The 17,694-nt window shown below is 64.3% G+C and carries 17 protein-coding genes; 7 read left to right on the forward strand and 10 right to left on the reverse strand.

Going from position 1 to position 17,694, the window contains the following annotated elements; genetic code table 11:
* Positions 1-26: 26 nt before the first annotated feature.
* From QOS90_RS03535 to cbiE, 6 genes are all read right to left on the reverse strand, one after another.
* Complete coding sequence (locus tag QOS90_RS03535; RefSeq protein ID WP_085272330.1) at positions 27-464, reverse strand: NfeD family protein; 438 nt, start codon at positions 462-464, stop codon at positions 27-29.
* A gap of 133 nt (positions 465-597) precedes the next feature.
* Positions 598-1,005: a type II toxin-antitoxin system tRNA(fMet)-specific endonuclease VapC gene (vapC, locus tag QOS90_RS03540; protein WP_027592581.1), complete on the reverse strand. Its 408-nt coding sequence runs from the start codon at positions 1,003-1,005 to the stop codon at positions 598-600.
* Positions 1,005-1,235 carry a type II toxin-antitoxin system VapB family antitoxin gene (gene vapB, locus QOS90_RS03545; protein ID WP_085272331.1) on the reverse strand — a complete coding sequence of 77 codons (231 nt, stop codon included), beginning with the start codon at positions 1,233-1,235 and terminating at the stop codon, positions 1,005-1,007. Before vapB ends, vapC begins: the two co-directional genes overlap by 1 nt.
* 92 nt (positions 1,236-1,327) lie before the next feature.
* A complete protein-coding gene (locus QOS90_RS03550; protein WP_085272332.1) occupies positions 1,328-2,047 on the reverse strand; it encodes a cobalt-precorrin-6A reductase in 720 nt (239 codons plus the stop codon).
* Positions 2,044-3,138 carry a cobalt-precorrin-5B (C(1))-methyltransferase gene (locus QOS90_RS03555; RefSeq protein ID WP_027592584.1) on the reverse strand — a complete coding sequence of 365 codons (1,095 nt, stop codon included), beginning with the start codon at positions 3,136-3,138 and terminating at the stop codon, positions 2,044-2,046. The genes QOS90_RS03550 and QOS90_RS03555 overlap by 4 nt, the downstream gene beginning before the upstream one ends.
* Positions 3,131-4,342, reverse strand: coding sequence for a precorrin-6y C5,15-methyltransferase (decarboxylating) subunit CbiE (cbiE, locus tag QOS90_RS03560; protein ID WP_085272333.1), 1,212 nt, complete (start codon positions 4,340-4,342; stop codon positions 3,131-3,133). The genes QOS90_RS03555 and cbiE overlap by 8 nt, the downstream gene beginning before the upstream one ends.
* A 213-nt stretch (positions 4,343-4,555) precedes the next feature.
* On the opposite strand from cbiE, the gene cobG reads away from it, so the two are divergent.
* From cobG to QOS90_RS03595, 7 genes are all read left to right on the forward strand, one after another.
* Complete coding sequence (cobG, locus tag QOS90_RS03565; protein WP_027592586.1) at positions 4,556-5,887, forward strand: precorrin-3B synthase; 1,332 nt, start codon at positions 4,556-4,558, stop codon at positions 5,885-5,887.
* On the forward strand, positions 5,880-6,506 hold the full coding sequence (locus QOS90_RS03570) for a precorrin-8X methylmutase (protein ID WP_027592587.1): 627 nt from the start codon (positions 5,880-5,882) through the stop codon (positions 6,504-6,506). The genes cobG and QOS90_RS03570 overlap by 8 nt, the downstream gene beginning before the upstream one ends.
* Positions 6,503-7,237, forward strand: coding sequence for a precorrin-2 C(20)-methyltransferase (locus tag QOS90_RS03575; protein ID WP_027592588.1), 735 nt, complete (start codon positions 6,503-6,505; stop codon positions 7,235-7,237). Before QOS90_RS03570 ends, QOS90_RS03575 begins: the two co-directional genes overlap by 4 nt.
* A 2-nt stretch (positions 7,238-7,239) precedes the next feature.
* Positions 7,240-8,922: a precorrin-3B C(17)-methyltransferase gene (cobJ, locus tag QOS90_RS03580; protein WP_085272334.1), complete on the forward strand. Its 1,683-nt coding sequence runs from the start codon at positions 7,240-7,242 to the stop codon at positions 8,920-8,922.
* Between the two features lie 100 nt (positions 8,923-9,022).
* Entirely contained in the window at positions 9,023-9,703 is a 681-nt protein-coding gene (locus QOS90_RS03585) for a hypothetical protein (RefSeq protein ID WP_085272335.1), read from the forward strand.
* Between the two features lie 62 nt (positions 9,704-9,765).
* The gene (locus tag QOS90_RS03590) at positions 9,766-10,446 is read left to right on the forward strand and encodes a hypothetical protein (protein ID WP_085272336.1); all 681 of its coding nucleotides are present in this window, start codon (positions 9,766-9,768) and stop codon (positions 10,444-10,446) included.
* The gene (locus QOS90_RS03595; RefSeq protein WP_027592592.1) at positions 10,433-11,056 is read left to right on the forward strand and encodes a hypothetical protein; all 624 of its coding nucleotides are present in this window, start codon (positions 10,433-10,435) and stop codon (positions 11,054-11,056) included. The genes QOS90_RS03590 and QOS90_RS03595 overlap by 14 nt, the downstream gene beginning before the upstream one ends.
* Here QOS90_RS03595 and tspR read toward each other — a convergent pair.
* The 4 genes from tspR to purH form a co-directional block, all read right to left on the reverse strand.
* Positions 11,053-11,649, reverse strand: a complete 597-nt coding sequence (tspR, locus tag QOS90_RS03600; RefSeq protein WP_027592593.1) for a type III secretion system genes modulator TspR — start codon at positions 11,647-11,649, stop codon at positions 11,053-11,055. The genes QOS90_RS03595 and tspR overlap by 4 nt on opposite strands.
* Before the next feature lie 53 nt (positions 11,650-11,702).
* Positions 11,703-14,474, reverse strand: a complete 2,772-nt coding sequence (locus tag QOS90_RS03605; protein ID WP_085272337.1) for a hybrid sensor histidine kinase/response regulator — start codon at positions 14,472-14,474, stop codon at positions 11,703-11,705.
* Between the two features lie 135 nt (positions 14,475-14,609).
* Positions 14,610-15,905, reverse strand: a complete 1,296-nt coding sequence (gene purD / locus QOS90_RS03610) for a phosphoribosylamine--glycine ligase (RefSeq protein WP_085272338.1) — start codon at positions 15,903-15,905, stop codon at positions 14,610-14,612.
* Between the two features lie 135 nt (positions 15,906-16,040).
* The gene (gene purH, locus QOS90_RS03615; RefSeq protein ID WP_085272339.1) at positions 16,041-17,648 is read right to left on the reverse strand and encodes a bifunctional phosphoribosylaminoimidazolecarboxamide formyltransferase/IMP cyclohydrolase; all 1,608 of its coding nucleotides are present in this window, start codon (positions 17,646-17,648) and stop codon (positions 16,041-16,043) included.
* Positions 17,649-17,694 lie beyond the last annotated feature (46 nt).

The following is a 17,694-nucleotide window of genomic DNA, read 5'->3' on the forward strand; positions in this document are numbered from 1 at the left end:
GATACGAACTTCCTTTTAGGACGGATTCAGGCCCGGATGACGCGGGCGGTGTTCCCTTCGATGGCGGTAAGGCGCACGCGCTCGCCGGATGGAATGTCAGTGTCGGCGACGCAGGTCCATTCCTCGTTGCCGAGGATTGGCTTCTGGAAACGCACGCGGCCTTTCTGGAACTCGGAAACGCTGGCGGTCAGCAGGCCGACTTCGCCAATCACGCTGTCGGCTGTCCAGCGCACATCTGGCTTCTTGTTCCGGAACACCTTGAACCACAGCGCGGTGGTGGCTGAAGAAAGCAGCACCCACAACAGCATCTGCATATCCAGTTGCAGGCTGGGCGCGGCGAGCGAGATGAGCGAAACCAGCACGGCGCCGATGCCGAACCAGAGAATGAAGAACGTGGGCAGGACCAGTTCGAGCAGGATCAGCGCGACACCGAAGACCAGCCAGATCCACCATTGCATGTCCATATGAATGAAGCCTTCTGGGGGAGAGGGCTGAAGTCTAAGGCAACGGAGCGAACAAAGGCCATTCGAGTGCGACCGCGTGAGCGGTGGCAAAGTCGATAGGCGCTGTAGGAAAGCAGAACTAACCGTTACGCTGTCAGGGCGAAACGAGCCAGTCTTCAACCCTTAGGCCGGGTACTCGTTGAAACTCGCGCACATTGTTAGTCACCAAAATTAAGCCAAGCGCTCGGGCATGCCCGGCAATCAGTTGGTCGTAAGGACCAATGGGGGTCCCTGATCTGGCCAATTCCGCACGAAGCTGGCCACTGTGCTCAGCCGCATGGCTATCGTAATCGAGTACTTCAAGGCGCGCGGCAAAGCCCTCGACCACCGAAAGATTGCGCTCAGGATGATCCGACTTCTCAGCGCCGTAGATCAGTTCCATCAGAGTAATTGTGCTGATCGCCAATTGGCCGTGATGGCGATTGAACGCTTCGCGGACGCGTTGCGGTTTATTCTTGATCGTGAAAATGCAGATATTGGTGTCGAGCAGGTACCTGAGCATTAAAAACCTTCACGTTCCTGGTCTGCAGGTTGGTCACGGCTGGCCATGTAATCCGCGCTTGCAGGCTCACTTTCGAACCAGCTGTCCCATGATTCACCAGCAGGTGTGATGATGCGCGTACGCCCAACTGCAACAATATCCACGCGGGTGATGCCATCGGGAAGTGCGACGGATTTTGGCAAGCGGATGGCCTGGCTGCGGTTGCTTTTGAAGACAGCACCTTGCTCCATGATGGGCCTCCTAGGGTAGCGACAATGTGTGACAGAAGTTTAGGTTGCATGTCGTATATGTCAATGGGATATACGCCATGACTGGCGAGCAGTCAGAGCTTCAGCCTGGCAAGCAACGCGTCTGAGTGAATGAATGTCTCATCGACCACCGGCAGTTCCGGCCGCCGCAGGATCAATACTGGCACCCCTAGCTCCCGCGCCACGTCCAGCTTGGGCTCGGTCGCCACGCTGCCGCTGTTCTTGCTGATCAGTACGTCGATCTTGCGGCGCGCGAACAACACACGTTCGTCTTCGATTCGGAATGGCCCGCGTGCGCCGATCACCTCGCAACGTTCGTTACCGGGGCATGCCTCCAGTGCACGCAAGGTCCAGAACTGATCCGGGGGGATCTCTGCCAGGTGTTGCAGCGGTTCGCGGCCCAGCGTGAACAGCGGCCGCCGGAACGGCGCGAGCGCCTCGATCAGCCCCGCCCAGTCGTCCACTTCGCGCCAATCGTCACCCGGCTGCGCCTGCCAGGCGGGGCGGCGCAGCGCCCAGCAGGGGATACCTACACGACGTGAAGCGATGGCGGCGTTGCGGCTGATCTGCGCGGCATAGGGGTGGGTGGCATCGATCAGCAGGGTAATGCCCGCCTCGCGCAGGTATTGGGCAAGGCCTTCGGCACCGCCATAGCCGCCGACGCGCACTTGGCAGGTCAGGTCCTGCGGTACGCGGCCGATGCCCGCCAGGCTGTAAACGTGCTGCGGGCCCAACTGGCGGGCGATGGCCAGGGCCTCGGTGACGCCGCCCAGCAGCAGGATGCGTGCGCTCATTGCACACCTGCCTGGCCGACGATGCCGCCTTGGCGGTCGATGGCGAACACCTCTACCTGCACCTGCGGCGGCACCACGCTGCGGGCGAAGGCCAGCGCGTGCGCGCAGACGGCGTCGCCCAGGGCGATGCCTGCGGCATGCGCCAGCGCCAGGGCTTGCTGGCTGGTGTTGGCGGCGATGATCGCGGCCTGAAGGTTTGCGTCAGCGCCGATATCCGCCGCCCAGCCGGCCAACTGCGGCAGGTCGATGCTCGAGTGGCGGCTGTGCAGGTCCATGTGCCCGGCCGCCAGCTTGCTGATCTTGCCGAACCCCCCGCACAGGCTCAGGCGCGGTACCGGCACCTTGCGCAGGTGCTTGAGCACGGCGCCGACGAAGTCGCCCATCTCGATCAGGGCGATTTCCGGCAGGCCGTAGACCCGGCGCATGGTGTCTTCGCTGGCGTTGCCGGTGCAGGCGGCGATGTGCGTGTAGCCGTTGGTGTGGGCCACGTCGATGCCCTGATGGATCGAGGCGATGTAGGCCGCGCAGGAAAACGGCCGGACGATGCCGCTGGTACCCAGAATCGACAGCCCGCCGAGGATGCCCAGGCGCGGGTTCATGGTCTTCAGTGCCAGCTGTTCACCGCCCTGAACATTGACCGTGACTTCGAAACCGCCGCGGTAGGCGCACTCGTCAGCCAGGCGTTGCAGGTGTTCGCCCATCATGCGCCGGGGCACTGGGTTGATCGCCGGTTCACCCACTGCCAGCACCAGCCCCGGGCGTGTCACGGTGCCGACGCCTTGGCCTGCGACGAAGCGGATGCCGGGCTCTGCCAGCAGGCGGACCTGGCTGAACAGCAGGGCACCATGGGTCACGTCCGGGTCGTCGCCGGCGTCCTTCAGCGTGCCGGCTTCGGCGCATTCGCCATCGCGGCGGCAGAACTCCAGGCGCATCTGCACGACCTTGCCCTTGGGCAGGGTGATGCTCACGGCGTCGCTGCAGACGCCGGTCAGCAGCAGGCGCGCCGCCGCGAGGCTGGTGGCGGTGGCGCAGCTGCCGGTGGTCAGGCCGCTGCGCAGGGGCGCGGGCTGCTCGTGGGTTTCTTCACGCATCGAGGGGCTTCACCACATCGAGCAAGGTGATTGGCAGTGCCTGGCGCCAGGTGTCGAACGTGCCCAGCGGCTGCGCATGGGCAACATGGATACGGGTCAGTTCACCCCCGTGTCGCTCGCGAAAGTGCGCCAGGGCCAGTTCGCTTTGCAGTGTAACCGCGTTGGCCACCAGTCGCCCGCCGGGGCGCAGCCGCTGCCAGCACAGGTCGAGCACGCCTTCACGCGTTACCCCGCCGCCAATGAAGACCGCGTCGGGCTGCTCGAGCTCTGCCAAGGCTTCAGGCGCCTTGCCACGGACCAGTTGCAGGCCGGGCACGCCCAGCGCATCGCGATTGTGTTCGATAAAACCCTGGCGCCCTGCGTCGGCCTCGATGGCCAGCGCACGGCAGGCGGGGTGGGTGCGCATCCACTCGATGCCGATCGAGCCGCAGCCCGCTCCCACGTCCCACAGCAGCTCGCCGGGCAGGGGGGCGAGGCGGGCCAGGGTGATGGCGCGGACATCGCGCTTGGTGAGTTGGCCGTCGTGCTGGAAGGCGCTGTCCGGCAGCCCGGCGACCCGCGGCAGGCGCGGGGCATCGGGCGCGGCGAGGCATTCGATGGCCACCAGGTTGAGCGCTGCAACCGGGGTGTGAGGCCAGTCCTGAGCGGTGCCGGCCAGTGCGCGTTCATCGGTGCCACCCAGGTGTTCGAACACGCGCAGGCGGCTCGGCCCGAAGCCACGCTCGCACAGTTGTGCGGCGATTGCTGCGGGGCTGTCACCGTCGTTGCTCAGTACTAGCAGGCGGGCGCCACTGTGCAGGTGTGCATTGAGCGCCGCCAGCGGCCGGGCGACCACCGAGACCACCTGCACGTCCTGCAGCGGCCAGCCGAGGCGGGCGGCGGCCAGTGCACAGGAGGACGGCATCGACAGCACCCGCATCTCGCTGGCGGGCACCTGGCGCGCCAGGCTGGCGCCGACGCCGAAGAACATCGGGTCACCGCTGGCCAACACGCAGACCGGTTCGCCGCGCTGGGCGAGCACGGGCGCCAAAGAGAAAGGGGTTGGCCAAAGCAGCCGCTCGCCGACCACGCAGCGTGGCAGTAAAGCCAGTTGGCGCGGGCTGCCGAAGATCCGCGAAGCGCCCAGCAGGGCACGCCGGGCCTGCTTGCCAAGGCCATTGAAGCCGTCTTCGCCGATGCCTACTACTGTCAGCCAGGGTGCCATGTGTTTCAATCCGCCATTTCTGGGGCCGCTTCGCGCCCTTTGCGGGCAAGCCCGCTCCTACAGGCACAGCATGATCCCTGTAGGAGCGGGCTTGCCCGCGAAGGGGCGCGAAGCGGCCCCGGGTAAACGATAAGCTCGACCACCGGCTTTTCATGCCGCCGGACAAAGCAGGCATAATACCGCGCCTTCTACACTCAAGCGCACTTTCACAGATTGCCGGACACCCCTTTGAAGCAGGCCCATGCCCCCGACGTTTCACCTCGCCCCTCGGCCTGCCCGGGGTTGTGGCGCATCGTCAGTGCCCGTGATGGCGGCATTTGCCGCATCAAGCTGCCGGGTGGCCTGCTGCTGGCCGACCAGGCCGATGCCGTGGCCGAGGCCGCCGAGCGCTTTGCCGGTGGCGTGATCGAGGCAACCAACCGCGGCAACCTGCAGATTCGCGGCATTGGCAGCGACCACCAAGGCCTGATCGCCAGGCTGCTCGCGGCAGGCCTGGGCCCGCGCGAAGCCGCCGGTGACGATGTGCGCAACCTGATGCTCAGCCCGCTGGCCGGGCATGACCCTGCCATGCTGCTGGATGCCCGGCCGCTGGCGGGGCAGATCCTCGACCTGCTGGAAGGCACACCGCGGTTTCACCAGTTGTCGGCGAAGTTCGCTGTGCTCCTGGACGCCGGCGAAGGCCTGGCGATGCTTGAGCACCCGCATGACCTGTGGCTCTCGGCGCTGCTTATCGAGCAGCGCACGTGGCTGGCGTTTGGCCTGGCGGGCTGCCCCGCCGATGGCCAGGTGCTCGGGGCGGTGCCGGTGGAGCAGGGCCTGGCCCTGGTGCGTGCGGTGCTGGAGCGCTTTCTTGACCTGGCCGCTGTGGACCAGTCGCGCATGCGCCAGTTGCTCGAATGCTGTTCGCCCGCGGCGTTCGTCGAAGGGCTCGGCCTGGACATCCGCCGCGATGCCGCCGTGCTTGAATGGCGCCGCCCGACACGCCAACCCGAGTGGCTGGGTGTGTTGCCACAAGCCCACGGTCTCGCCCTAGGCGTTGCTCCGCCGCAGGGCCGCTTGACCCCCGAGATGCTGCGGGGTGCCGCGCGCATCGCCCGGCACCTGGGTGACGGCAGCCTGCGCCTGAGCCCTTGGCAGAGCCTGGTGCTGACCAATCTCGACCCGGACCAGATCACGCAAGCCCAGGGCGAGTTGTCCACGCTGGGCCTGCTGTGCCACAGCCACGAGCCACTGGCCCGCATCAGCGCCTGCACCGGCAGCAGTGGCTGCGCCAAGGCACAGGGCGAAACCAAGGCCGATGCCGTGGCTTTGGCCGCGCTGCTGGGCCCTGGCGTGCCGGGCAGCGTGCACCTGTCCGGGTGCCCCCGATCCTGCGCCGTGGCCCATGTTGCCCCGGCCACCTTGCTGGCCCGTTCACCGGGCCGTTACGACCTGTATGTGCGCGATGCGCGCCTGCCGGGCTTCGGCGCCCTGCGTGCCATCGACCTCACCTTGAACGAAGCAGGCGCCATGCTCGACCTGCCGACGGAGCACCTTGATGATTGACTACATCCGCGATGGTCAGGAGATCTATCGCAATTCCTTCCGGATCATCCGTGAGGAAGCCCGACTCGAGCGGATACCCGCAGACCTCGAAAAGCTCGCCGTGCGCGTGATCCATGCCTGCGGCATGGTCGAAGCCATCGACGGCCTGCAGTTCTCTGAAGGGGCGGGCCGCGCCGGCCGTGAAGCCCTGGCCAAGGGCGCACCTATCCTCTGCGATGCGCACATGGTCGCCGAAGGCATCACCCGCGCGCGCCTGCCCGCCGACAACAAAGTGGTCTGCACCTTGCGCGACCCGAGCGTGCCTGGCCTGGCCAAAGACGCCGGCAATACCCGTTCCGCCGTGGCCCTGGAGCTGTGGCGGCCGTACCTGGAAGGCAGCGTGGTGGTGATCGGCAACGCCCCAACCGCGCTGTTCTACCTGCTGGAGATGATCGACGCCGGCGCACCCAAGCCTGCGCTGATCCTCGGCTTCCCGGTCGGCTTCGTCGGTGCGGCCGAATCCAAGGCGATGCTCGCCGCCGACAGCCGTGGCGTGCCGTTCGTGATCATGCAAGGCCGCCTGGGCGGTAGCGCGATGGCCGCCGCCGCAGTCAACGCCCTTGCCACGGAGGTGGAATGATGGCGCCACGTGGACGTCTGCTCGGCCTGGGCGTAGGCCCCGGCGACCCTGAACTGATCACCGTCAAGGCGCTGCGCCTGTTGCGCGAGGCGCCGGTGGTTGGCTACTTCGTGGCCAAGGGCAAGCGCGGCAATGCGTTCGGCATCATCGAGGCGCATCTGCAGCCAGAGCAGACCTTGCTGCCGCTGGTCTACCCGGTCACTACCGAAGCCTTGCCGGCACCGCTGTCCTATGAACAGGTCATCAGCGACTTCTACGATGAAGCCAGCGTGCAGGTTGCCGAGCACCTGGACGCCGGCCGCGATGTGGCGGTGATCTGCGAGGGCGACCCGTTCTTCTACGGCTCCTACATGTACCTGCATGACCGCCTGGCGCAGCGCTATGAGGCTGAAGTGATTCCTGGCGTCTGCTCGATGCTCGGGGGCGCCTCGGTGCTCGGCGCGCCGTTGGTGTACCGCAACCAGAGCTTGTCAGTGCTGTCGGGCGTGCTGCCGGCCGAGGAGCTCAAGCGGCGCCTGGCCGATGCCGATGCGGCGGTGATCATGAAGCTGGGCCGCAACTTCCCCAAGGTGCGTGACGTGCTGGCCGAGCTGGGCCTGGACGAGCGTGCGCTGTATGTCGAGCGGGCGACCATGGCCAACCAGAAGATCGTGCCGCTGGCGGACGTCGACCCCCTGTCGTCGCCGTACTTCTCGCTGATCATCGTGCCGGGTGAAAAATGGCAGGGATGAGCATGCAACAGGCACCGGCAATCGTCATTCTGGGGCCAGGCAGCCTGGCCACGGCGCAGCGTATCCAGCAGCGTTATCCACAGGCGGTGATTCATGGCCTGAGTGGCCGTGTCGAGGGCGCCGATCAAACGTACGCCTCGTTTGGCGACACCCTGCGCGCGCTGTATCAGCAGGACACCCCGATCATCGCCCTGTGCGCCGCCGGTATCGTCATCCGCAGCTTGGCCAGCGTGCTCAGCGAGAAAGGCGTCGAGCCGCCCGTACTGGCGGTGGCCGAGGATGGCAGCGCGGTGGTGCCGCTGCTCGGTGGCCTGAGCGGTGTGAACGTGATGGCGCGTGAAATTGGCGAGGCATTGGGCGTGGCGGCTGCGATCACCACCAGTGGCGAGCTGCGTTTCGGCACCTGCCTGCTGAACCCGCCACAGGGCTATGCCCTGGCGGATATCGAGCAAGGCAAGCGCTTTGTTTCCGACCTGTTGGCCGGCGAGACGGTACGCGTCGAAGGGGATGCGCCGTGGCTGGACCAGGCGCAATTGCCTGCCAGCGAATCGGCCCAGCGCACGATTCATGTCGGCCATCAGGCACGTGCGAGCAGCCGGGACGAGTTGCTGATCCACCCGCGTTCGGTGGTGGTGGGCGTCGATACCGCAGACCTGCAGGGCATTCGCACGGCGCTAAATGACGCGGGTATTGCCGAGCAGTCGTTGGCCTGCCTGCTGGCGAGCGAGCACGCCATGGCCGATGCCGCCTTGCACGAGGCGGCGCAGGCGCTTGGTGTGGCGCTGCGTTTCGCGGCCAAGCCTGGCGACCTGCGTGGCATGGTGGCCCAGGCGCTGCCTGACGCGCAGTTGGTCGAGCAGGCCAATGCCGTCATCGCGGTGGCTTCGGCACCGGTGGATGCCGAGCGGATCGGCCGCCGCCGTGGCCGCCTGGCGGTGATCGGCCTCGGCCCTGGCGCTGCGGAGTTGATGGTGCCGGCGGTCAAGGCAGAGCTGGCACGCGCCCAGGACATCCTCGGCTACGAAACCTACGTGCGCATGGCCGGGCCGTTCCGTGCAGACCAAGTGCAGCATTGCACCGACAACCGCGAAGAGATGCAGCGTGCTCGCCACGCCTTCGAGCTTGCTGCACAAGGGCGCTCGGTAGTGGTGGTGTCGTCGGGTGACCCGGGTGTCTTCGCCATGGCCGCCGCCGTGCTCGAAGCACTGCACGCCTCCAGCGACCCGGCCTGGCAGCGGGTTGATCTGGAGATCCTGCCGGGTGTTTCGGCTTCGCTGGCCACCGCTGCCCAGGCGGGTGCACCGCTGGGGCACGACTTCTGCGTGATGTCGCTGTCGGACAACCTCAAACCGTGGTCGGTCATCGAGCATCGCCTGGACCTGGCGGCCCAGGCCGATCTGGTCCTGGCGTTCTACAACCCGATTTCCCGCTCGCGGCCTTGGCAGCTGGGGCGTGCGCTGGAGATCGTGCGACAGCACCGCGATGGGAACACACCTGTAGTCCTTGGCCGCGACATCGGTAGGCCAGGGCGGACACTCAAGGTGGTCTCCCTGGCCGAACTGGTGCCAGAAATGGTCGACATGCGCACCATGGTCTTGCTGGGTTCTTCCACGACCTGTCAGTTCCCCAAGGCCGATGGCACCCAGTGGGTGTACACGCCGCGTTGGTACCCGACCGCCGGGTGAGGCGCCGAGGGAACCCGTTCATGCCTGTACCCCGGTCGTTTGCAGCATAGGGTGAAGGCCCCTCGACGATACCCGTCGGGGGCCTTCAAGGATTCTGCTCATGACCGATGTAAGCACTAACAGCATTGCCGTTGTCGAACAATCGCTTCTGGCGCTCAGCGCTGGCATGTCGGCGCAAAGCCGCCGTGATGCCAAGACCACCTTCCAGTTTGCCTCTCGCGTGGCGTCCAAGCTGCATGATCGCGATGGCGAATCCGAGGCCTGGTTCAACAAGTTCCTGGAAGTGATGCGTACTTTGGGTTGGGTGGTCGGTAAACGTTCCTACGAACGCGACTATGACCAAAGCCAGTCGCTGACCCTGGGACCGATTGCTTTCAAAGTCGCCAGTGCCGCTGGTAAAGCCCTGCTCGGTGGGCCTATCGGTGAGGCCATGGCAAAACTGGCGGGCGATGCCATCAGCGCGCTGGGTAATATCGAGGAAGCGCAGAAGATCTACCAGCTGAATGTCAAAGGGCATCCTGTGTCGACAACGGGCCTTGGGGCCTGCATCGAAACGCCGGAAGGCGAACTGTTCATGCTGGTCAACGCATTCAGTGCTTCGCCGGGCGAAAACGATCTGAATACCACGGTGTTCGAATGGAAAAGTTCGAGCAAGGACCGGTATTGCGGGTCGGCGGTGCTCAGCTTCAACGAAGTGGTGTACACCGACGCGGTTCGTGCATCGATCGAGCAGAAGTTGATCGACAAGGCCGTCCAAGCCGCCAGCGAATTCGACATCTGACACGGGAGCGGGGCTTTTCAGGCCCCGCTCTTCTTTCAATGTTTGCAAGTCGAGGTATTTCGATGAGTAAGGAAGGTTATTCCTTGTGGCTCGTTGGCGGCACGGCCTTGTTGATGGCCGAAACGGCATCCCCGTCGTGGCAATATGCGCTGGACTCGCTGCTGTTCGCACAGTTGCGCTCGGACAAATTGAATGGATCACGCTTCGCCAATTTCACGCGCTGGTACAGCGGCTACCGCACAGCCCTTGAGGCACGTGGGTGGATCATCCCTAGCAGTCGCAGTGATTATCAGCCCTTGAAAGGCAATGCCCCACTGGCTCAACGACTCACAGATGATTTGCAGGCCCGTCATCCCAGCCTGTCCGGTTACGTGCAGGCGGCGATTGCCACACTCTCGCGGGATGACGTGCAGCAATACCTGCAGCCTTTCACCTTGCTCGAACAGGACCAGGCAACCCACGCGGTTTATGAGTTGGGGGTGATGCTGCCCGACGCTTCCCTGGACCTGTGCGCGATGGCGTTCAAGAGCACGCTGCCCGCAGCACAGATCCGCCCTTGTACCGTGTTATCACCGCCACCCAGTGATAAAGCCGACCTGCGTACCACCCTTGCAACCTTGGGCGAACAGCTGACGGAAGCTGATCGCCAAGGCCTGCACGCGCTGCTCGAACGCAAGCAGTACGCAGGACGAATCAGAAATTTGGGCGTGCTCAGGCTGGAGGATAGCCATGCAAACACATGAAGCCACCGTTGTCGGCGCCAGCCTGGTTGCCTTCATTCCTGGTGTCAGCCTTGAACAGCGCAAAGCCGTGAAGCTTGCTTCGCTGTGGGCTGAAAGCACGACCTTGCAAGACATGGCCGGAGAAAGTGCCCAGGACCAGTATCAGTACTACCGCAAAAAGTTGATGTACTTGGGGTGGGACGCGAAGTCGGCTGAAGAAGTGCACTGGCCGGATCCCCAACGGCCGAAGATCGTCGACCAGGCGTTGAGAAGGATCGATGCCGTAGCGGGTGTTCATCATTCCAGCAACATGGCGCTGGCTTTTGAAGTACTGAAGAAGAACGGCAAGCCCCTGCTGCATTTTGAATCGCGCAGCAAGGACCGGGCGCAGTTTCAACTGTTGTCCTGTGCGCCAGTCAGTGGCAATTACGTGGACATCGTTGTCTATCACGAGGCCGGCAACAGCGTGGCGTTCACCACTGGGTTTCTATTTCGTGAACGCCGCGACACGCGCGTGACCGCAGAGTTGGTGCGATTCAATACGCGCCTGTTCGACCAGGAGCGCCGTAGTGCAGTGGAGCGTGCCCTGGTGAAAATCGCGCTGAAGGAGATCCATGAGATGGCGATCTAGAGCACCAGGTAACCCTTGATCCCGGTAAAGATGATCTGCGCCGCCAGGGCACAGACGAACAATCCCATCAAACGGCTGACGATCTGCAGGCCTTGGTCGCCGAGAATCCGCTCGATGCCGTGCGAGAGGTACAGCACCAGGCCCACGGTGAAGCTGGCCAGCGCGATACTGGCGATGGCCAGCAACTTGTCGTCCCAATGCGGCTGGCCCACGCCCATCACCAGCAGGGCACCGATGGTGCCGGGGCCGACGGTCAGGGGGATGGTCAATGGCACGATGGTCACGTCCTGCTGAACGTTGTCGGCCTGCACCGCCGGTTTGCCCTGCGCCATGCCCAACGCCGAGATGAACAGCACGCTGCCGGCACCGATGCGGAAGGCGTCGGCGGTGATGCCGAAAATGCCGAAGATTGCCCGGCCGAACAGGTACAACAGCACGCTGGCGACCAGGGCGGCGAAGGCAACCTTCCAGGCCAGTTGCTTGCGTTCCTTGCTGGAATGGCCGCGGGTCAGGCTGATGAAGCACGACAGCACGAAGAACGGGCTGTAGAGCACGAGCATCTTCAGGTAGACACTGAACAACTCATGGAGCATGGGTTGGGATCCTCGGCTGCGGTGGGTGCCTGTCGATGCATCGTCGGCATTGCTTACGGGATAGGCGCCGGATCCGTCTTGGCTTCCCGGTGATTCGCCCAATACTGGATCAGCTCGCGCAATTGCGACAGCTCCACCGGCTTGGCCATGTGCCCATCCATGCCCGCCAACTTGGCGCGCTCCTTGTGCTCGGCAAGGATGTGCGCGGTCAGCGCCACCACGGGCGTACGTGGGCGCTGGTGCGCGGCTTCCCATGCGCGCAGTTGCTGGGTGGCCGAGAAACCATCCAGCACGGGCATTTCGCAATCCATCAACACCAGGTCATAGCGCTGCGCCTTCATGGCTTGCAACGCTTCTTCACCATTGCAGGCCGTGTCTGGCTCGAGGTTGAGCTTGCCGAGCATGCCGCGGATCACTTTGGTCGAGATGCTGTTGTCCTCGGCGACCAGCACGCGGAAGTCGCGGGGCAGGTCCAGTGCTTGCGGCACACCGGGAGGGGTGGCCGGCACCGCTTGCTCACGGCCGCGCTGGGCCAACTCTTCGGCCAGTGTGGTCTTCAGCGTATAGCCTGCCACCGGTTTGGCGAGTATCCGCTTGACCCCGGCATTGCGTGCGATGACTTTGCTCGGCGCGTTGCTGATGCCCGTGAGCATCACCACCAGGATGTCGTGGTTAAGGCTGGGGTCTTCCTTGATCTTGGCCGCCAGTTGCATGCCCGTCATGCCGGGCATGTTCTGGTCCAACAGCACGGCATCGAAGTAGTCGCGCAGGTGCGCCTTGGTGCGTAGCAAGGCCAGCGCTTCTTTGCCGGAAGGCACCGCGCTGACATTCATGCCCCAGGCGCTGCACTGCTGCACCAGCACCTTGCGGCAGGTGTCGTTGTCGTCCACCACCAGTACCCGCGCGTCGCGCAATGGGCCATCGAGGTCGGCGGGCGGTTGTTCCAGGCGCGAAGGGTCCAGCGGCAGGGTCAGCCACAGGGTGTTGCCCATGCCGCTGCTGCTCTTGATGCCGAATTCGCCCTGCATCAGGCCGATCAACTGCTTGGCGATGACCAGCCCGAGGTGGCCGCCGAGCTTGTTGCTGGAGAGGAAGTGATGGCTGTGCAGCTCGGCTTGCAACAAGGCTTCGCGCTCGGCGGCGGGCAACGGTTCGCCGCTGTCCTGCACGGCAATGCGCAAGCGCGGCGCTTCGCCACGTTGGTCGAGTGCCACCACCAGCAGGATCTCCCCCTGGTCGGTGTTTTTCAGGGCATTTTCCAGCAGGCTCGACAGTGCCTGGCGCAGGCGCGTTGGGTCGCCACTGATCACGCGAGGCACTTGTGGCTGGGTGAAGCTGATCAGCTCAATGTTCTGCTGTTCGGCCTTGGCCCGGAAGATGTTCAGGCAGTCCTCGATCAATGCATTGAGGTCGAACTGCACATCGTCCAGTTCGATCTGCCGGGACTCAAGCTTCGAGATGTCGAGAATCTCGTTGATCAGCGTCAGCAGCTCGTTGCCGGCGCTGTGGATGGTCTGCACGTAGTCGCGCTGCTTGACCGACAGCGGCGTGCCGAGCAGCAGCTCGGTCATGCCCAGCACGCCGTTCATGGGCGTGCGGATTTCGTGGCTGATCTTGGCCAGGAACTCGGCCTTGGCGTTGATCTCGGCATCGCTGGCGGCCAGGGCGCGGCTGGCGCTGAAGCGCTCTTCGCTCATGCGTCGCAGGCGTTCGCTGACCGCCAGGTTAAGCAGCAGGCCGCAGATAACGGTCAAGCCCATGAGCACGCACAGCAGCCACGGCGTCGACGTGCGGGTCAGGCCCAGAAGCGCGGGCAACAGCACCAGGCCGCCAAGGTTGTAGACCCCCATGGCAAGGGTGAACAGGCGTGCGGGCGCGTAGCCCTTGTACCAGTGATAGGCGCTGACCAGCAGCATGCTGACGCTGCCAAGGGCCAGCAGGGCATAGGTCATCAGGTTGAGTGGCAAGGTGTCGACGAACAGCAGCACCAGGCCGCTGACCGCAGCCACCAGCATCTCGCCCTGCAACAGGCGGTTGAGTCGCGGCGAATGGCACGGCGAGAAGAAATGCAGGGTGAAATACAGGCCAGCCAGGCCTGCGAGGACCAGGGTGAGGTAGGCCGCTGGCGTTTGCGCACTGTGCCACACGTGCCACCAGGGGCCGCTGAGGTTGAGCAGGATCAACCCGCTGAGCAGCATCAGGCCGTGGTAGAGCGCCAAAATCAACGTGGTGGTGGAGCGGCCATAGAGGAAGCGGATCAGGTTGTGCAGGATCAGCATCACCAGGCCGCCGAACAGCATGCCGAACAGCAGCGGTTGGGTCTGGTCGGAAGCGGCCACGGCCGCGGGCTCAAGGCTGATGGCCGGGCGCAGTTGGTGCTCGGAAACCAGGCGCAGGTAGATGTCCAGCGGCTGCCGGCTGTTGGGCAATGGCAGCACATGGTCGCTGCCGCGCAGGGTCGGGCTGGCATTGCCGGCCTGGCGCCCGTGGTGCAGCTGACGCAGTAATTTGTCGCCCTCGAGGGCGTAGAGGTCCAGGCCTGAAAGGTCTGGGGCAAACACCCGTAGCAGTTGCTCCTGATCGCCGGGTTCCAGGCGATAGTGCAGCCACAGGGCTTGTTCGGCAGGGGCGGCATCCAGGTCGCTGAGCAGCAATGGGCTGAACTGGTTGCGGTAGCGATCGGAGCGCACGTCGCTTAATTGCAGGTTGGCCTGTTCGTCGAGCAGAACGGACCAGCCTCCGCCTTCTTCGGCCGAGGCCGGGAGCAGGCAGAGCAGGGTCAGCAAGCTGACGATCAGAGCTGTGGCAATCCGAAGCCGACGCACTACGAAATCCCTTCTTAGCCGATGTGCCGGATACTAACTATGCGCGGCGCGCCAAGTCGAAGGCAAGGCCCAGAAAGGGCCCTGTCGACGAGCCGAAGGCCGTGGGCACAAGGCATCACGGCGCTTCGGTAAAGGTTACTGCTGGTGTTCACCGCGCTCGCGGGCAATGGCCCGGTAGCCGATGTCGGTACGGTAGAAGCTGCCGTCCCATTTGACCTGCTCTGCCAGGCGGTAGGCCTGCTGCTGAGCGGCTTCGACGGTTTGGCCCAGGGCAGTGGCGCAGAGCACTCGGCCGCCGGCGGTAACCACTTGGCCGTCTTTCAGGGTGGTACCGGCATGGAACACCTTGCCTTCGAGCTTGGCGGCTGCGTCCAGGCCGCTGATCGCGTCACCTTTGGCGTAGTCGCCCGGGTAGCCACCGGCAGCCAGCACGACGCCCAGGCTCGGCCGTGGGTCCCACTGGGCTTCAACCTTGTCCAGGGCCTCGGCGAAGGCGGCTTCGATCAGCAGCACCAGGCTCGACTCCAGGCGCAACATGACCGGTTGGGTTTCCGGGTCACCGAAGCGGCAGTTGAACTCGATGACCTTGGGGTTGCCCGCCTTGTCGATCATCAGGCCGGCATAAAGGAAGCCGGTGTAGACGTTGCCTTCCTCGGCCATGCCGCGCACGGTCGGCCAGATGACTTGGTCCATCACGCGCTGGTGCACGTCGGAGGTCACGACTGGGGCAGGCGAGTAGGCGCCCATGCCACCGGTGTTCGGGCCGGTGTCGGCGTCGCCGACGCGCTTGTGGTCCTGGCTGGTGGCCATTGGCAGCACGTTGTGGCCGTCGACCATGACGATGAAGCTGGCTTCTTCGCCGTCCAGGAACTCTTCGATGACTACACGCGAACCCGCATCGCCAAAGGCGTTGCCGGCCAGCATGTCACGCACGGCGTCTTCGGCTTCCTGCAGGGTCATGGCGACGATCACGCCTTTGCCCGCAGCCAGGCCGTCGGCCTTGATCACGATCGGCGCACCCTTTTCCTGCAGGTAGGCCAGGGCTGGCTCGATTTCGGTGAAGTTCTGGTAGTCGGCGGTCGGGATCTTGTGACGCGCCAGGAAATCCTTGGTGAAGGCCTTGGAGCCTTCGAGCTGTGCGGCGCCTTTGGTGGGGCCGAAGCAGTCCAGGTTGCGGCTGCGGAACAGGTCGACGACACCTGCGACCAGTGGCGCTTCAGGGCCGACGATGGTCAGTTGCACGTTCTGTTCGGCGAAGTCGGCCAGTTGCTCCAGGGCGTTGACGTCGATGGCGACGTTTTCGCACTTGGCTTCAGTGGCGGTGCCGGCGTTGCCCGGGGCAACGAAAACTTTCTCGACGCGTGGGTCTTGGGCGACTTTCCAGGCCAGGGCGTGCTCACGGCCGCCGCTGCCGATGATCAAAACTTTCATGTCAAAACCTCTGTTTGGCGGCGTACTTCGCCCGCTGTGGGAGCGGGTTCACCCGCGAATGCGATGCTGGGCTTACCGCCGCATTCGCGGGTGAACCCGCTCCCACAGGGGCCGAGGTACGGCCGGCCATCTTGATTAGTGGCGGAAGTGGCGCATACCGGTGAACACCATCGCGATGCCGGCTTCGTCGGCTGCGGCGATGACTTCGGCATCACGCATCGAACCACCTGGCTGAATTACGGCGCTGATACCCACTTTAGCCGCATTGTCGATGCCGTCACGGAACGGGAAGAACGCATCCGACGCCATGACCGCACCTTGAACCTGCAGGCCAGCATGCTCGGCCTTGATTGCAGCAATGCGAGCGGAGTTGACGCGGCTCATCTGGCCGGCGCCGACGCCGATGGTCTGGCGCTGCTTGGCGTAGACGATGGCGTTGGACTTGACGAACTTGGCCACTTTCCAGGCAAACACCAGGTCGTGGATTTCTTGCTCGGTCGGGGCACGCTTGGTGACGATTTTCAGGTCATCGGCGGTGATCATGCCGATATCGCGGCTCTGCACCAGCAAACCACCGTTGACGCGCTTGAAGTCCCAGCCGGCAGCACGCTCAGCTGGCCATTCGCCGCATTCCAGCAGGCGAACGTTCTGCTTGGCGGCGACCACGTCGCGGGCGGCCTGGGAGATTTTCGGGGCGATGATCACTTCGACGAACTGGCGCTCGACGATGGCCTTGGCGGTTTCGCCATCGAGCTCGCGGTTGAAGGCGATGATGCCGCCGAAGGCCGACTCGGTGTCGGTGGCGTAGGCCAGGTCGTAGGCCTTGCGGATGCCGCCTTCGTCTTCCGGTACCACGGCCACGCCGCACGGGTTGGCGTGCTTGACGATGACGCAGGCAGGCTTGACGAAGCTCTTCACGCACTCCAGCGCGGCGTCAGTGTCGGCCACGTTGTTGAACGACAGCTCCTTGCCTTGCAGCTGGATGGCGGTGGAGATGCTGGCTTCACCCTTCTTGGCTTCGACGTAGAACGCCGCGCTCTGGTGCGGGTTCTCGCCGTAGCGCATTTCCTGGGCTTTGACGAACTGGCTGTTGAAGGTGCGCGGGAATTCGCTGCGTGCTTCAGTGCTCAGGGTGTCCTTGGCCTGGTCGATGGTGCCCATGTAGTTGGCGATCATGCCGTCGTAGGCGGCGGTGTGTTCGAACGCCTTGAGCATCAGGTCGAAGCGCTGGGCGTAGGTCAGGCCGCCGGCTTTCAGGCCGTCGAGGACGCTGGCGTAGTCGCTGGCATTGACCACGATGGCAACGTCTTTGTGGTTTTTGGCAGCGGAGCGGACCATGGTCGGGCCACCGATGTCGATGTTCTCGATGGCGGTCGGCAGGTCACAGCCTGGCTTGGAGATGGTGGCTTCGAAGGGGTACAGGTTGACGGCGACCAGGTCGATCGGCTTGATGCCGTGCTCGTTCATGATGGCGTCGTCGATGCCGCGACGGCCCAGAATGCCACCGTGGATTTTCGGGTGCAGGGTCTTGACCCGGCCATCCATCATTTCGGCGAAGCCGGTGTAGTCGGCCACTTCCACCGCGTTCACGCCGTTATCCTTGAGCAGCTTGTAGGTGCCGCCGGTGGACAGGATCTCGACACCGAGCTGCTGCAGCTCACGGGCGAATTCGAGGATACCGGTCTTGTCGGAGACGCTGATCAGGGCGCGGCGGATCGGCAGGCGGGTAGTCTGGTCGGTCATTTCGGATTCCATAACGCGGTGGAGTCAGCAAAAAAGGCGCCTCTGT

It is taken from the genome of Pseudomonas sp. LAIL14HWK12:I10, from assembly GCF_900184205.1.
In the GTDB taxonomy this organism is placed as follows: Bacteria; Pseudomonadota; Gammaproteobacteria; order Pseudomonadales; family Pseudomonadaceae; genus Aquipseudomonas; species Aquipseudomonas kermanshahensis.

Bases quoted from the DNA above. Each gene is read 5' to 3' on its own strand.
- QOS90_RS03535 (WP_085272330.1), bottom strand. From the start codon at position 464: ATGGACATGCAATGGTGGATCTGGCTGGTCTTCGGTGTCGCGCTGATC.
- vapC (WP_027592581.1), bottom strand. From the start codon at position 1,005: ATGCTCAGGTACCTGCTCGACACCAATATCTGCATTTTCACGATCAAG.
- vapB (WP_085272331.1), bottom strand. From the start codon at position 1,235: ATGGAGCAAGGTGCTGTCTTCAAAAGCAACCGCAGCCAGGCCATCCGC.
- QOS90_RS03550 (WP_085272332.1), bottom strand. From the start codon at position 2,047: ATGAGCGCACGCATCCTGCTGCTGGGCGGCGTCACCGAGGCCCTGGCC.
- QOS90_RS03555 (WP_027592584.1), bottom strand. From the start codon at position 3,138: ATGCGTGAAGAAACCCACGAGCAGCCCGCGCCCCTGCGCAGCGGCCTG.
- cbiE (WP_085272333.1), bottom strand. From the start codon at position 4,342: ATGGCACCCTGGCTGACAGTAGTAGGCATCGGCGAAGACGGCTTCAAT.
- QOS90_RS03570 (WP_027592587.1), top strand. From the start codon at position 5,880: ATGATTGACTACATCCGCGATGGTCAGGAGATCTATCGCAATTCCTTC.
- QOS90_RS03575 (WP_027592588.1), top strand. From the start codon at position 6,503: ATGATGGCGCCACGTGGACGTCTGCTCGGCCTGGGCGTAGGCCCCGGC.
- cobJ (WP_085272334.1), top strand. From the start codon at position 7,240: ATGCAACAGGCACCGGCAATCGTCATTCTGGGGCCAGGCAGCCTGGCC.
- QOS90_RS03585 (WP_085272335.1), top strand. From the start codon at position 9,023: ATGACCGATGTAAGCACTAACAGCATTGCCGTTGTCGAACAATCGCTT.
- QOS90_RS03590 (WP_085272336.1), top strand. From the start codon at position 9,766: ATGAGTAAGGAAGGTTATTCCTTGTGGCTCGTTGGCGGCACGGCCTTG.
- QOS90_RS03595 (WP_027592592.1), top strand. From the start codon at position 10,433: ATGCAAACACATGAAGCCACCGTTGTCGGCGCCAGCCTGGTTGCCTTC.
- tspR (WP_027592593.1), bottom strand. From the start codon at position 11,649: ATGCTCCATGAGTTGTTCAGTGTCTACCTGAAGATGCTCGTGCTCTAC.
- purD (WP_085272338.1), bottom strand. From the start codon at position 15,905: ATGAAAGTTTTGATCATCGGCAGCGGCGGCCGTGAGCACGCCCTGGCC.
- purH (WP_085272339.1), bottom strand. From the start codon at position 17,648: ATGACCGACCAGACTACCCGCCTGCCGATCCGCCGCGCCCTGATCAGC.